Origin of the sequence: Neoroseomonas eburnea (genome assembly GCF_018129005.1) — a bacterium.
Taxonomy (GTDB): Bacteria; Pseudomonadota; Alphaproteobacteria; order Acetobacterales; family Acetobacteraceae; genus Neoroseomonas; species Neoroseomonas eburnea.
The window spans coordinates 1-14,549 of the sequence record NZ_JAAEDL010000043.1 but is presented as its reverse complement, the minus strand read 5'-3'; the positions used below and the strand labels follow the sequence as shown (position 1 = coordinate 14,549).

Sequence of the window (14,549 nt, the reverse complement as noted above, 5' to 3'; positions counted from 1 at the left end):
GGGCCTGACATACTTCCAGCTTCGTATAGCGATGTAGCATGGACGGCCTCGGTGCGACCATGGTCCGATGCGCGTCGCCGAACCTACCGCTCAACGACCCCTCGTCGATCGCGTGCCGCCGCACGCCTTCTTCCTGATCAGCGCCGTCTTCCACTATCTCGGCCCGAGCTTCGCCGTCCTGCTCTTCGCCAACTTCGCGCCGGCCGGCGTCGCTTGGCTGCGCATCGCAAGCGCAGGGCTGGTGTTCGCGCTGTGGCGTCGACCTTGGCGTGCGCTGGCCGCACTGCGCCCGCGCGACCGCTGGATCATCGCCGCAATGGGTGCCGTGCTCGCGGCGATGAACACGATCTTCTACGAAGCCATCGCGCGCCTCCCGCTCGCCACCGTCGGTGCCATCGAATTTCTCGGCCCCATCGCGCTCGCTGCATGGGGCGTGCGCACCGGCCGCAACCTCCTCGCGCTGCTTCTCGCCGTCGGTGGCGTTTGGCTCCTGACCGACGTTCGACTGGCCGGCGAGCCGCTCGGTTATCTCTTCGCATTCCTGAATTGCGGCCTGTTCGTGCTCTACATCGTCCTCGGCCACAGCATGTCAGCCGGCGGCGCGGGCGTCTCCGGCGTTGATCGTCTCGCGCTGTCCATGATCGTGGCCTCCATCGCCGCACTGCCCTTCGGTTGGCATGAGGCGACGCCGGCTTTTGCCGACCCGCTTCTGCTCGCCGCAGCTGTCGGCGTGGGGATATCCTCTTCCGTCATTCCCTACGTCTGCGACCAGCTCGCGATGCGCCGGCTTCCGCGTGCATCATTTGCTCTCTTGCTGTCGTTGCTGCCGGCGAGCGCGGCGGCGATCGGTGTCCTGGTGCTTGGGCAGATCCCAACGCCGGTGGAGATCGCGGGCATCGGGTTGGTCATCTTGGGCGTCGCGCTGCACCGGTCGGAGCGGTGAGTCCACCTCGCGCGGTCAGAGTGAGAGGGCCGAGGCGGTCTTCGTGACGGGTTGAGGGTCGGGAGAGAGGCTCCCGGCCGGCCCGTCATGGAGAACCCCCATGTCGAAGTCCGCCCCGAAGGTCGCGCTCTCCGCCTCGCGCGACATCCCCTTCAACCGCCTCGTGCTCAGCCAGGCGAATGTCCGCCGCATCAAGGCCGGCATCGCCGTCGAGGAACTGGCCGAGGACATCGCCCGCCGCACCCTGCTCCAGAGCCTCACCGTCCGCCCCGTGCTGGACGATGACGGCCGCGAGACCGGCATGTTCGAGGTCCCCTCGGGCGGCCGGCGCTTCCGCGCGCTCGAACTGCTCGTGAAGCAGAAGCGCCTCGCCCGCACTGCGCCGATCCCCTGCATCATCCGCACCGAGGGCATCGCCGAGGAGGACAGCCTGGCCGAGAACGTGCAGCGCGCGCCGCTGCACCCGCTCGACCAGTTCCGCGCCTTCCAGGCCCTGCGCGAGCGAGGCCGCTCGGAGGAGGATATCGCCGCCGCCTTCTTCGTCTCGGTCGGCGTCGTCCGCCAGCGGCTGCGCCTCGCCGCCGTCTCGCCGCGTCTCCTCGATCTCTACGCAGAGGACGGCATGACGCTCGAGCAGCTCATGGCCTTCACCGTGAGCCCCGACCATGAGCGCCAGGAGCAGGTCTGGGAGGTGCTGCAGCGCTCCTACACCAAGGAGCCCTACCACATCCGCCGCCTGCTGACCGAGGGCGCCGTCCGCGCCTCCGACAAGCGCGCTCGCTTCGTCGGCGCCGAGGCCTACGAGGCGGCGGGCGGGCTGATTTTGCGCGACCTGTTCCAGCCCGACGATGGCGGCTGGTGGCAGGATGCCGGGCTGCTCGACCGGCTCGCGCGCGAGCGGCTGGAGCGCGAGGCCGAGGCGATCCGCGCCGAGGGCTGGCGCTGGGTCGAGGCCGCGCCCGACTTCCCCTACGGCCACAACTACGGTCTGCGCCGCCTCGCCGGCGAGGTGAAGCCGCTGAGCGAGGAAGAGGCGGCGCGGCGCGAAGCGCTCCAGGCCGAGTTCGACCGGCTGGAGCAGGACTGCGCCGAGGCCGACGAGGTGCCGGAGGAGACCGACCGGCGCCTGGCCGAGATCGAGGAGGCGTTCGCCGCCTTCGACGACCGGCCCGTCGCCTACGATGCCGAGGAGGTGGCGCGCGCTGGCGTCTTCGTCAGCATCGACGGCTCGGGCGTGCTGCGCGTCGAGCGCGGCTATGTCCGGCCGGAGGACGAACCGCCGGTCACGGCCGAGCCGGAGGAGGAGCAGGTCGAGACCAACCAGCCCACGGCCGGTGCGGAGCCGGAGGGCGAGACCACGGCCGAGCCCGACACCGGCACGGCCATCCCGCCCGCCGAGCCGACGGAGGAGGACGAGGGCATCCGCCCGCTGCCCGACCGGCTGCTGACCGAGCTCACCGCGCACCGCACCCTCGCGCTGCGCGATGCGGTTGCCGCCAATCCGCAGACGGCCTTCCTCGCCGCGCTGCACGCGCTCTGCCTGCGGCTGTTCTACCGCTACGGCCTCGACTCCTGCCTGGAGATCGAGCCGAAGAGCGCGCTGTTCTCAGCCCAGGCGCCCGGCCTCGCCGACACCACCTCGGCGCGCGCCATCGCGGCCCGCCACGCGCGCTGGCAGGCGCAGATGCCGCAGGAGCCGGGGGAGCTCTGGCCGGTCCTCGCCGGCTTCGACCCGGACAGCCGCGAGGCGCTGTTCGCGCACTGCGTCGGGCTGACGGTCAACGCGGTGCACGAGGCCTACAACCGCCGGCCCAAGGCGATCGCGCATGCCGACCGCATCGCCGAGGCGGTCAGCCTCGACATGGCCGCGGTCGGCTGGCGGCCGACGGCGGAGGCCTATCTCGGCCGCGTCACCAAGGGCCGCATCCTCGCCGCAGTGCGGGAGGCGCGCGGCGCGCGGGCGGCGGAGCGCATCGCCGGCTTGAAGAAGGCGGAGATGGCGACGGCCGCCGAGGAGTTGCTCGCCGGCACCGGCTGGGTGCCCGAGCCGCTGCGCACGCCGGGCCAGGTCTTCGCGGCGGTGGAGCCGGAGACCGAGGCCGCGACGGAAGGCGAAGCGGAATTGGCGGCCGACGGCGGCGAACCGGCCATCGCGCCCGAGCCGCCGAGTGAGGAAACTGACGCCGCGGCGATCCCCACCGCCGCGATCGCCGCCGAGTAACCGGCCTCCCTGCACCTCGCGGGCCCGTCGCAAGGCGGGCCCGCATCTTCATGGAGGGACCGATGCGCGAGGATGCCGCCGCGCTCGCGCGCCGCCTGGCCCGCAACGCCGAGGCGGTCTGCCGCCACTACCTCTCCAACGGCCGGCGCGAGGGGCGCTGGTGGACTGTTGGCGATGTCGCGAACACGCCGGGGCGCAGCCTCTTCGTGCGGTTGCACGGGCCGGAGACGGGGCGTGGCGCCGCCGGGAAGTGGACCGACGCCGCGACGGGCGAGCATGGCGACCTGCTGGACCTGATCGCCCGGGCGCGTGGCCTCGACAGCCTGCGCGACGTGCTGGAGGAAGCGCGGCGGTTCCTGAGCCTGCCGGCGCCGCAGCGGCCGGAGCGACGCGCGCCTGTCGCGGCGGGCTCGCCGGATGCGGCGCGTCGACTGTTCCACGCCGGGCAGCCGATCAAGGGCACGCTCGCCGAGACCTATCTGCGCGCGCGCGGCATTACCTACCTGGACGACATGCCGGCGCTGCGCTTCCACCCGCGCTGCTACTACCGCGCCGACGAGAGCGCGCCGGTCGAGACGTGGCCTGCGATGCTGGCCGCGGTAACGGACCTCGACGGCACGATCACTGGCGTGCACCGCACCTGGCTCGCGCGGGATGGCAGCGGCAAGGCGCCGGTCGCGACGCCGCGGCGCGCGATGGGGCGGCTGCTGGGTAATGGTGTACGCTTCGGCGTTGTGGAGGATGTCGTTGCCGTTGGCGAGGGAATCGAGACGATGCTAGCCCTGCGCTGCGTTCTACCGACGCTACCAATGATCGCCTCGCTGTCGGCAAGCCATCTGGCCGCGGTGGGCATACCGCCGAGACTGCGCAGCCTCTACATCGCACATGACAAAGATGAGGCCGGAGCACACAGCGCCAAAGTACTCGCCAAGCGTACAAAACTACGGAGCATAGATGCATTTATCCTTTCTCCACGCGAGGCCGATTTCAACGAAGACCTCCGCCATATGTCCAAAATAGATCTGTTTCTTCAAATACGCAGACAAATTGTACCACAAGATATTTCTTGGCTATGTAGCGACTCAATAGCCGCGCATTAGGTTAAATGCTGAGCGATAATGGAAGCTGATAATCCATCAGCTCGATACCCTTAATTTGCATAATGTGCCGGTGCGGCATAAGCCGCTCTCCGCGCAATCGCCGCCGGCAGATGCTCGACATCTTTGGAAAGCCGTAGCCCGCCCGTTGCATTCGCGACATCGAAGGGACAGGCTCAGGAGCTTTCGGCTTGGCGCCCAGCAGGCCATCGCTGTAATGCCCGGACGAAGGCAGTCGGCATCGCAAACCAAATGCTTGTCACAGCCCATGACAGTCGTTCTATCTTCCGCACCTGCAGGCGCGTAACAGTGAGGCGGATGAACGCGAAGATCGTGGTGGCACCCCTCCGCAAGATTAAGGGCGACGGCACGCTGTATAATCGACCAGCCGAAGTCGAGGCGGCGATCCGGCGACTACTAGGCATGTCGCGGCAGGAGGTTCTCGCTGCTTGCGCTCTGAATGACAGGCAGCGCGCTGATTACGTTCCTTCAGAGTGCATTTTGCATCTGCTTCGGCGAGCCGGGCGGGACAATGATCAAGCCTACCTGGAGCGCCTCTTCCGCCTCTTCACGAGCCGTATCGCACGGGCGCTCCCGGTCCCTGAGCGACTGCTTCCGGGATCAAACGCCAAGGGGCTGTCCGCCGCTGACCTGGCCGTGCGCGAGTTCGCCATCGACAGGTTGACCGAGATGTTGTGCCTCGACCGACAGGGTTACGATGACCGGTTGGACATCTACGAGGCGACCTTCGAGGCAGCCCTAAAGACGCTCAGGGCGACGGCGAGAAGGTCTGTCGGTCGGCAGCGGAGCCGGCTGGAACCTCTATCGGACGATCCTGAGACGGCTGAGCCATCTTCGGACGTCGAGGACGCGCTCCTGCGCCACGTTCCCGGCACTGAGGAGAAAATCGAGCGCCGGGATTACCGCCGCAAGCTCCTCGCGGCGATTCAACTCCTGCCAGACGAGGACAGGAGGCTGCTCATGCTTCTCAATGAGGATATCCCGATCCACTCAAAAGACCCGACCGTGACCACGGTCGCTCGTCTGATTGGGTGCGGCGAGCAGACAGTCAGGAACCGGCGCGATCGGATCCACCGCGACCTCCGACGCGCCCTTGGCCTGGAGCCGGTTAGATGAGCGCATCCTCGGACGAGGAGATCCTCCTCGCCTTCGCGGCCGAGACGCTGCACGACAAGGAGACGCTCACGCGGTACCTCGCGCGGTACCCCCACCTCCGGGATGAGCTACTCGATCTCCTTTACGAGATCGTCCTTGATGAGGAATTTGGCCCCGGGGAGGATGAGAGGCTCGGTGAAGGACTCGTCGACACGGCGCTCAAGAAGCTGCTCGATTGTTCGCCCGAGGCTGCTGGCGAGGCATCCTCCGAGGCGTTCGCGGAGGCGCTGCGGTTGAGGGGTACAACCACGCTATCGCGCGCCTCCGGGTTGCCGCTGGAAGTACTGGTGGCGATTCGCGACCGGTGCCTCGTGCCAGAGTCCCTTCCACGTCGCGTTCTACGTCGCGTTGCTGAGGCCGCATCCGTGCGCGCCGCGGACATGCGCGCCTACTTGGCGCTTCCTCCTATCCTTCCCGCGAGGGCCGCCCACTCGTCCCGGAGCAAGCCGGCCGTCCAGCCGCAGGTGTCCTTTTCGGATTTCTTGGACGACCTCGATCTCACGCAGGCGGAGCGCGACGACCTCCTGTCCGACGTCGACTGACGTGGACGGGCTGGAGCTGGCGAGGCAGGCCGCGGCGCACCGGCATCGCGCAGTCGCCGCAGAGGCCTCTGAAGGCTTAGGTCCCTATGACCTCGCGAAGGCCGCGGCGAGCCGCGAGCGTTTGGCCGTCCGCAGGGTGAAGGCCGGCAATCCACTGCTTCACGGAGGTGAAGCGACCTACGACCCGGACACGCGCCTCATCCTCCATCAGGCGTGCGCGGACCCGTTCGAGGAGGCGTTCCTGGTCGCGCATGAACTTGGGCACGTCGTGCTCGAGGACGGCGCGGGTCGTCACGTAGCCTCTGGGGTCGACCCGATGCGGGGATCCGAGCCGCCCTCCGGCACGGACGCCGTGTTGGACTACGGCCGGCGGCAGCGCCGGGAGGTGATGATGGACCTGTTCGCGCGCGAGCTCCTGCTCCCGCGCGAGGTCGCGCGCGACCTACACTTGCGGGGGTGCATGCCCGCAAAGGCCATCGCGGCGCGGCTCGGCTTGCCCTGGAACGTCGTGGCGCTGCAGTTGCTGGACGCGCTCCTCCTCCCGCCACCTCGGGGTGCCGTCGCTGCTACGCCCGAGCCACCCCTGAACTCGGAGCAGCTGGACGCAGCGACGCACTCGGGCTCGCCGCTGCTGCTCGAGGCGGGGCCGGGGACGGGCAAGACCCGCACCCTCGTCGCAAGAGTGGCGTGGCTCGTCGAAGGCGGCGCAGACCCGGCGAGCATCCTTGTCCTGACATTCTCCAACGCGGCTGCCGCCGAGCTCGCGGAACGCATCGCGGCCCGCTGTCCTGGGGCGGCGCCGAGCGTGTGGGTGGGGACTTTCCACTCCTTCGGCCTCGACCTCCTGCACCGATTTCATGAGCGTGAGGGGTTACCGCCGAACCCGCGATTGCTGGATCGCGTCGAGGCCATCGAGCTGCTGGAGGACGTGTTCCCGCGTCTGAATCTCAGCATCTACCGGGACCTATACGATCCGTCCGGGCACATCGACACCATCCTCGATGCCATCTCGCGGGCGAACGATGAGGTCGTGGACGCCGAGCGGTACGCCGAGCTCGCGGCCGCCATGCTGGCCTCCGCGACAACCGAGGAGAAGCGTAACGCTGCCCGCAGGTGCGCCGAGGTCAGCGTGGTGTTCCGGGCCTATGAGGCGCTGAAGCGCGAGAGGAGTTGCCTAGACTTCGGGGATCTCGTGGCGCGCCCCGTCCGTCTCCTCGAACAGAACTCCGACGCACTGGCGGCGCTGCGGGGCACATACCGCCACGTCCTGGTAGACGAGTTCCAGGACGTGAACAGGGCCAGCGTGAGGTTGCTGAAGCTCCTGACCGACGACGGAGCGAACCTGTGGGCCGTCGGTGACGTGCGCCAGTCCATCTACCGGTTCCGAGGCGCGTCCTCCTTCAATGTCGCGCGGTTCGGGGCGGCGGATTTTCCGGGCGGCCAGCGCAAGCGCCTTCGGGTGAACTACCGATCGCGCAAGGAGATCGTGGAGACTTTCGCTCACTTCGCGTCCGCCGGCATGAAGGCGGCCCCAGCCGGCGAGGTGTCGTTCGAGGCGTTCCGCGGCCCCTCGGGGCACGTGGTGGAGTATCGCGGGGCGCCGCACAAGGACGGCGAGACGCTGGCCGTCGCCGAGGCTATCCGCGAGTTGCACGTAGCCGGGGTGCCTTACGGCGGCCAGGCGGTGCTGTGCACCAGCAACGAGCGGATCGCCGAGATCGGGGCAGCCCTGGAGTCCCTTGGCGTCCCCGTGCTCCACTTGGGGAAGCTGTTCGAGCGGGCCGAGGTGAAGGACCTGCTTTGCCTTCTGTCGCTTCTGACCGACCGGCGCGCCGCGGGCCTCCTACGAACCGCAGCCATGCCGGCCTTTCGAATGCCGGTCGGGGACGTCGCCGCTGCCATCGCTCATCTCGCCGAGACCGGAGCGGCTGCTCTGGCTTGGCGAGACATCGGCGTCACTATCCCCGGCATGTCGGCCGAAGGACGCCAGGGCCTGGAACGACTCTCGGCCGCCTTCTCCGGGTTGAAGCCCGACGCCAGCCCATGGGATGTGCTTGCCGGCCTTTTGCTCGACCACACCCGCATCGCGGCGGACCTGGCGGTCTCGACAGAGACGGTGGATCGGATCCGGGGCGTCGCCGTCTGGCAGCTGCTGCATTTCGCCCGTGCCCAGCCTGCCGGGCGCGGCCTGCCGGCCCAGCGGTTCCTGAGCCGCATCCGCCGGCTTTTGCTGCTGTCCGAGGACCGCGAGCTGCGCCGCCTCCCGGCCGCAGCGGCCGGTATCGACGCCGTCCGGATCATGACCATTCACGGCAGCAAGGGGCTGGAATTTCCTGTCGTGCATCTGCCCGGGCTCAGCGCTGACACGATCCCGAAGCGGTTCAGGGCCGACGGGTGCCTTCCGCCGGACGGCATGATCGAGGGCACCGCGGCCTCCGGCGAGGAGGCCATGCGCGAGGGGCACGACGAGGAGCAGGAGTGCCTGCTTTTTGTCGCGCTGTCCCGCGCGCGGGACCGCTTAATCCTCTACTCACCGCTGCGTAAGGCGAACGGCGCCAGACGCCAGCGATCGGCGTTCCTGGACCGACTGGGGAAGGCGCTAGCTTCCAGAGAGGTCATCCCCACTCTGACGTTGCCGCCTCGGCCCGCTGACGCCGCGCTTCCGGCGAACGTCGAAGTACCGTCGAGTTTTCGGCCATCCGACCTCGACCTCTACGACACCTGCCCGCGGCGCTTTCTTTACACCACCGTGCTCCGTACGGGCGGACGCCAAGCCGAAGCTGCATTCCGGCAGATGCACGCCGCCGTGCAGGAGGTGGTGTCCTGGCTCGGCTCCGACCACCGCCTGGACCCGACACCCGGCGAGGTCCAGGCGCGCCTCGATGCCGCCTGGGCGCAGCACGGCCCGCACGACCATGGCTACTCAAGGGACTACATGGCCGTAGCTTCCGGCCTGCTGGCGCAGCTTGTCAGCTTCCGGCGCGGCCGGACCCTACTGCCCGCCGCCGAGTTGAGGTTCGAAGTTGAGGGCGGCGAGGTCGTCGTGCGGCCGGACGAGGTGGCCGAGGAGCAACCGGGCGGCCTGACACTCCGGCGGATCCGAACGGGGCACAGCAGGGCGTCCGATGCCGGTAAGCTGTCGGCGGTTGCGTTCCGCATCGCCGCGGCCGCCGCCCACCCCGGCTGCACGGTGGAGCTTGTTCACCTTGCCGACCCGGCTGTCACCCCGTTGCTTCTCGACGAGAAGGGCCTCGCCAAGGGCCGTGCCGCCGTCGCGAACGCGATCGCCGCGATCCGCGCCGGCGAGTTCGGGCGGAAGCCGAGCCCCTGGTGCCCGGGCTGCCCGTCCTTCTTTCACTGCGGTCACCTGCCTGACCCGAGCGCCTGAGAAAAGTTGCGGGCCCCGTTACCGCCCAGGCTTGGAGCCGGCGATTGGCATGGTGAGCCCCGACGCATCGTGCCGAGGGGAAAGGGGACCACCGAGGTGGAAGCACACAAGGAGGGCGCGGCGCGCCCGGAGAGTTATCGCGTCGAGGTCGCGGACGAGAGGCTGGATTTCCGTGACTTCCAGGTCGACGACCCGAAGCCGCTCGGGCGTCAGATCCTCGCCGCCGCTGGGGCTTCCCCGGTCGAGGAGTTCAGCCTGTTCGCCATCCTGCCGGGCGGCGACTTCGAGGACGTGCGCCTGCACGAGCCGTTCGAACTGCGGGGCCGCGGCGCGGAGCGCTTCGTCATGTTCCGGACGGACCGCGACTTCAAGTTCGAGATCGACGGCAGGCACCTCAGCTGGGGCAAGCCAGTTATCTCCGGGACCATCCTGCGCCGCCTCGCCGATGTCCAGCCGGGCTATGACCTCTACCTGGAGGTCCGCGGCGGCCAGGACGTGAAGGTGCTGGACGACAGCGTGGTTCGGCTGGACGCATCGGGCATCGAGCGCTTCCTCACCGTCATCAAGGACACGACGGAGGGTCGCTCGGCCCTGCCTGCGTCCGACGCGACGTTCCTCGCGGATAACGGCATCGCCTACGAGCTCGTCGCTGAAGGCGGTCAGCCGGGCGTGGTGCTGAAGGAGTTTCCGTTGCCCGCCGGCCGCTACAACCGCGAGCGGGCCGACATCCTTGTCCTGCTGCCTCCAGGGTACCCGGACGCCTGCCCCGACATGTTCTACGCCGCCCCCTGGATCTGCTTCCCCGACGGCCGCAGCCCGCTCAACGCGGACGTCGAGCAGGTCTTCGCCGGGCTGCGCTGGCAGCGCTGGTCGCGGCATTCGCAGGAGTGGCGCGCGGGCATCGACGGGTTGCGCACGATGGTTGCCCGGATCAGGCATGCGCTCGAGGTTTCGAAGTGATCTTGGCGACGCTCGACGTCACGATCCTGGAGCCGCACTGGGTGCGGCTCCGGACCCTCCTCGACGGCAAGGGCGTGGAGGCTGCCGCCTATCTGCTGCTCGGCCACGCCACCGTCGCCGCCGACCCCTGGACAGGCGAGGCGCGGCTGCGGCTCGTCTCGCACGAACACCGCGAGATACCCGAGGCCGATCGTGTGAGCGCCTCGGCGCGCCACGTCACTTGGGGGACGGCGGGTTACATGCGCCTGCTTTCGGACGCATTGGCCCGTGACCTGGTTCCGGCCATCGTGCACACGCACCCGAACGGCCGGGCATTCTTCTCCGACCAGGACAACGCGAACGAGGCGGAGCTCGCGCGCACCGCCCGCAATAAGCGGCTGCGTGGGCTGGCCAGCATCGTCCTCGGCGGTGACGGCTCCGTTGTGGCGCGGCTCTGGATGCCGGATGGCTCGACGCAGGACGCGACCTGGGTCCAGGCGGTCGACAGGCGGCTCTCGCGCTGGGCGGCGCTGTCTACGCCACACCGAGATGCCGAGCATCTCGACCGGCAGGCCCGCCTTTTCGGGCCGCAGTTCAACAACTTGTTGCGCGCCCTCAAGGTCGCGGTTGTCGGCGCCGGCGGCACCGGGAGCCCCGCCGCAATGCTCCTCGCGCGCCTCGGCGTCGGGCACCTCCTGCTGGTTGACCGAGACGTGGTCGAGGTCACCAACCTGAACCGGGTTCACGGCTCGCGGCGGTCCGACGCGGACGCCCGCCAGCCGAAGGTGGATGTCCTCGAACGCGAGATCGGCCTGGCAGGTCTCGGCGTCGCGGTGCGCACTAGGCGCGCTTGGGTGAACGACCCCGGCCTTCATGACGACTTGCGCTCCTGCGACGCTGTCTTCAGCTGCACCGACGACCATGCGGGTCGCGCGTTCCTCAATCGCCTAGCTTACTACTACGGAATCCCAGTGATCGACGTTGGACTCCGCATGATCCGGCGACCCGACGGCGGCCACGACCTGAACGGCCGGGTGACGAGCCTTGTCCCCGGCTATCCCTGCCTTCTCTGCGGAGGCTTCATCAACCCGAGGCGCGCCGCCGAGGAGGCCCTGGAGCGCGTCGACCCCGCGGAGTTTGCGCGAAGGAAGGCGGAGGCGTACGTGCTCGGCTCAGGCGACCCGGCGCCCGCGGTCGTCACCTTCACTACCGAGATGGCCAGCGTCGCTGTGAACGAGTTGGTGGCGATGCTGACGGGCTTTCACGGGGGCGGCGGCATGATCCCGACGCGCTATCGACGCTTCCACATGCGCGACGATCGGTTCCTGGCGGTCCGCTCTCGGCCGGGTTGTCCAGTTTGCGACACAGGCCAAGCCTGGGGCCGTGGGGACGTCGATCCCTTCCTCGGCATGGTGGCCTGATGCGCCGGACAATCGCGCGTCTCTGCCGGAATCTGGGCCTTCTGTCTTTCGACTTCCTCGTGCGCGAACAAGCCACGCACCCCGATGCGGCGTCAGTCTGCGCGGGCGACCTCGTAGTGGTGCGCGATGGCGAGCACCTGAAGTGGGCTTGCATGCAATGCCCCGGAGGGTGCGGGGCCGACATTAAGCTGTCGCTGAACCCCTCGCGACGCCCGCGCTGGAAGGTCGTGAGCGATTGGCTCGGCCGGCCAAGCGTGAGTCCATCAGTGCACCGCCGCGACGGCTGCGGCTGCCATTTCTGGATCCGGCGCGGGCGCGTCGAGTGGTGCCGGGGCGGGCGTCCAGAAGAACAAACGAAGGCAAGCACGGTGACTGACTTCGCTGAACAGAACCGTCGGAGCTAGTCGAGGCAAGCGGCTGTGCGTCTCGAGTTGAACAGGGCGGTACGTCACACGCGACCCGGCTCCCGGCACTCGCCGGCTAAGCGGCACCGCGTCCGCGTCCTTCTCGCCGGCGATCGGGCCGGCGCCGGTCCCTCCCCGCAACGCCGTCGCGCAACTTTCTTCCCCGCGGCCCTGACGGGCCGCTTCCTCGCGAGGCAAGAAAGCCGCGCGCCGCCGTCCTCCGCTGCGCTGCGGCCCTCCGCCTTCGCCTGCGGGTGCCGATCCGTCCCGCCCCCGGCCGGGTGATCGCCACGAAGGCCGCGATGGGCGCGGCCCGTGACAGCGAGGACCCGGCCATGACCGACCGCTTCGACGAAGCCGAACCCACCCACGCCGCCTCCGCGACCGCGCATCTGCTCGACGAGCTGCAGCTCCACGGCTACCGCCCCTTCGCCGACGAGCCCGACCCGCGGCCACTGCCCGATCCCGACCGCCTCTCCGGCGCCGTCGCCGACATCTTCGACGCGCTCGTCGCCAGCCTCGGAGAAACGCGCCTCGAGCCCGACCTCCCCGACCTGCTCTGGTCGCTGGTCAACCTCTTCCACCGCGGCATCGACCGCATCGGCCGCGAGCTCGACACCAACGAGGCCGCGCAGCAGCGCTCCCAGCGCGAGCAGGACGGCTCCGAGGTCCGCTCCGTCGAGCTGGAACGCCTCCTCGCCCAGGGCCTCACGCTCATCGAGCGCCGCAACGCCTTCGAGTTCCTCCGCGATGCCGCCGCCGAGCACTTCGAGCACCACACCGGCTCCGCCTGGCGCCCGCGCGCCGGGTCGATGATCAGCCGCCGCACGATCACCGCGGCGATGATCGACAGCCGCGACTTCCTTGTCGCCAGACGCCGTGCCGAGACGGAACCGCTGCTGCCTGCCGGTATGCGGATCGCATTCGCCGGCGGCGTCGAGTGCAACGATCACGAGCGCATCTGGGCCGCGCTCGACCGCGTGCACGCGAAGCACCCCGAGATGGTGCTGCTGCATGGCGGCACGCCGAAGGGCGCCGAGCGCATCGCCGCCTGCTGGGCCAACCAGCGCAAGGTGCCGCAGATCGTCTTCAAGCCCGACTGGCACCGCCACGCCAAGGCCGCGCCCTTCAAGCGCAACGACGCGCTGCTCGAGACACTGCCGATCGGCGTCATCGTCTTCCCCGGCTCGGGCGTCACCGACAACCTGGCCGACAAGGCGAAGCGCCTCGGCATCCCGCTCTTCGACTTCCGCGGGGGCGGCGGCTAGCGCCGCCCGCACCATGATGCGCTCGCGCAAAGGCGAACCTCTGCGCGCCCGCGATCCGCTACAGTCGCGGCGCATCATCGCGCCTCGACCGGGGAGGGTCGCATGACGCTCGGCATTGTCGTCAGCCTGTTCGGCCTCGGCACGGCGCTCGTGCTGCTGTTCACGCTCGCCATCTACGCGGTGCCATTTTTCGTCGGGCTGACGGTCTGCATGTGGGCGTTCGAAACGGGCGCGGGCGTGATCGGCGCCGTGCTGGTCGGCCTCGTCGCGGGCGTGCTCGCGCTGTTCGCCGCGCAGTTGCTCTTCGCCTCTGTGCGCTCACTCGCCCTGCGGGCCGTCATCGCGCTGCTGTTCGCCGCACCGGCAGCCGTGGCCGGTTACCACGTGGTGCTCGGGATCTCGGTGCTGCTTGTACCGTCGGAAGCCTGGCGCCACGTGTTCGCGGCGATCGGCGGCCTCGTGGTGGGTGTCTCCGCTGCCGTGCAGCTGGCGGCTTTCGCGGGCGCCGGCACCCAGCCGACGCAGGTCACCGCTGGCCGTCCTGACGCGAAGTTCACCGAAGGGGCGGGACCAGATCAGCCTCGCCTGCCATCCCGCTCCACGGCACGCCTGCCCGCGCCGTCATCGGAATAGCGCGGCTGAACGGAGGGAGGGCGGCCCTCGGCGGGAACATCCACGCCATGCCTCACCGAACCGGGAAGATGGGTCACCTGTCCAGCATCTCGCCTCCCCTGTTCCGGCCGGATCCTCCCTTGTGCACGCCTTGGGCGTCGCGACCGCGATGCCTGGTTCATCGGGCTTGTGCCTGGTGTGGCGACAGTCGCCTGCTGTCTCCGTGGTCCGTCCGGTGTCGCGCTGCCACGCCGCCTCGGATGGCCTGATCTGGCCGAGGAACGGCTGACGCCTCGGGCGCCTCGGCCGCAACGGCGCCGGTGCGACTTTCTTCCCCTGCGCGTGCCGCGCATTCCTCGCGAGGCAAGAAAGTCTCCCGGCCCCGTCCTCCGCTGCGCTGCGGCCCCTGTGGGGTGCGTCGGCGCCCGCCCCCGGCCGGACGATCGCCATCGAGATCCTATGAGGGCGGACCGGCGACCTGCTCAGGTGCGGCGGGTGTCATTGACCGTGAAGGAAAGGAGCGGGAAGTCGATGTCGC

At 69.2% G+C, this 14,549-nt stretch carries 11 protein-coding genes; all 11 read left to right on the top strand.

Features of this window, described 5'->3' with window-relative positions:
• Positions 1-67: 67 nt before the first annotated feature.
• The 11 genes from GXW74_RS25400 to GXW74_RS25355 all read left to right on the top strand — a co-directional run bounded on the left by GXW74_RS25400 (position 68) and on the right by GXW74_RS25355 (position 14,032).
• Positions 68-943: an EamA family transporter gene (locus GXW74_RS25400; RefSeq protein ID WP_211849396.1), complete on the top strand. Its 876-nt coding sequence runs from the start codon at positions 68-70 to the stop codon at positions 941-943.
• Positions 944-1,043: 100 nt separating this feature from the next.
• Positions 1,044-3,164: a ParB/RepB/Spo0J family partition protein gene (locus tag GXW74_RS25395; protein WP_211849395.1), complete on the top strand. Its 2,121-nt coding sequence runs from the start codon at positions 1,044-1,046 to the stop codon at positions 3,162-3,164.
• Positions 3,165-3,226: 62 nt separating this feature from the next.
• On the top strand, positions 3,227-4,264 hold the full coding sequence (locus tag GXW74_RS25390) for a DUF7146 domain-containing protein (RefSeq protein WP_211849394.1): 1,038 nt from the start codon (positions 3,227-3,229) through the stop codon (positions 4,262-4,264).
• A gap of 315 nt (positions 4,265-4,579) precedes the next feature.
• Positions 4,580-5,398, top strand: coding sequence for an RNA polymerase sigma factor (locus GXW74_RS25385; protein WP_211849393.1), 819 nt, complete (start codon positions 4,580-4,582; stop codon positions 5,396-5,398).
• On the top strand, positions 5,395-5,979 hold the full coding sequence (locus tag GXW74_RS25380) for a hypothetical protein (RefSeq protein WP_211849392.1): 585 nt from the start codon (positions 5,395-5,397) through the stop codon (positions 5,977-5,979). The genes GXW74_RS25385 and GXW74_RS25380 overlap by 4 nt, the downstream gene beginning before the upstream one ends.
• 1 nt (position 5,980) lies before the next feature.
• Positions 5,981-9,367, top strand: a complete 3,387-nt coding sequence (locus tag GXW74_RS25375; protein ID WP_211849391.1) for a UvrD-helicase domain-containing protein — start codon at positions 5,981-5,983, stop codon at positions 9,365-9,367.
• A gap of 96 nt (positions 9,368-9,463) precedes the next feature.
• The gene (locus GXW74_RS25370; RefSeq protein WP_211849390.1) at positions 9,464-10,327 is read left to right on the top strand and encodes a multiubiquitin domain-containing protein; all 864 of its coding nucleotides are present in this window, start codon (positions 9,464-9,466) and stop codon (positions 10,325-10,327) included.
• Positions 10,328-10,329: 2 nt separating this feature from the next.
• Complete coding sequence (locus tag GXW74_RS25365) at positions 10,330-11,727, top strand: ThiF family adenylyltransferase (RefSeq protein WP_246524118.1); 1,398 nt, start codon at positions 10,330-10,332, stop codon at positions 11,725-11,727.
• A complete protein-coding gene (locus GXW74_RS28800; RefSeq protein ID WP_408903894.1) occupies positions 11,727-12,131 on the top strand; it encodes a DUF6527 family protein in 405 nt (134 codons plus the stop codon). Before GXW74_RS25365 ends, GXW74_RS28800 begins: the two co-directional genes overlap by 1 nt.
• 335 nt (positions 12,132-12,466) lie before the next feature.
• On the top strand, positions 12,467-13,399 hold the full coding sequence (locus tag GXW74_RS25360; protein WP_211849388.1) for a DUF2493 domain-containing protein: 933 nt from the start codon (positions 12,467-12,469) through the stop codon (positions 13,397-13,399).
• 102 nt (positions 13,400-13,501) lie between these two features.
• A complete protein-coding gene (locus GXW74_RS25355) occupies positions 13,502-14,032 on the top strand; it encodes a hypothetical protein (protein ID WP_211849387.1) in 531 nt (176 codons plus the stop codon).
• Positions 14,033-14,549 lie beyond the last annotated feature (517 nt).

Bases quoted from the DNA above. Each gene is read 5' to 3' on its own strand.
- GXW74_RS25400 (WP_211849396.1), top strand. From the start codon at position 68: ATGCGCGTCGCCGAACCTACCGCTCAACGACCCCTCGTCGATCGCGTG.
- GXW74_RS25395 (WP_211849395.1), top strand. From the start codon at position 1,044: ATGTCGAAGTCCGCCCCGAAGGTCGCGCTCTCCGCCTCGCGCGACATC.
- GXW74_RS25390 (WP_211849394.1), top strand. From the start codon at position 3,227: ATGCGCGAGGATGCCGCCGCGCTCGCGCGCCGCCTGGCCCGCAACGCC.
- GXW74_RS25385 (WP_211849393.1), top strand. From the start codon at position 4,580: ATGAACGCGAAGATCGTGGTGGCACCCCTCCGCAAGATTAAGGGCGAC.
- GXW74_RS25380 (WP_211849392.1), top strand. From the start codon at position 5,395: ATGAGCGCATCCTCGGACGAGGAGATCCTCCTCGCCTTCGCGGCCGAG.
- GXW74_RS28800 (WP_408903894.1), top strand. From the start codon at position 11,727: ATGCGCCGGACAATCGCGCGTCTCTGCCGGAATCTGGGCCTTCTGTCT.
- GXW74_RS25360 (WP_211849388.1), top strand. From the start codon at position 12,467: ATGACCGACCGCTTCGACGAAGCCGAACCCACCCACGCCGCCTCCGCG.
- GXW74_RS25355 (WP_211849387.1), top strand. From the start codon at position 13,502: ATGACGCTCGGCATTGTCGTCAGCCTGTTCGGCCTCGGCACGGCGCTC.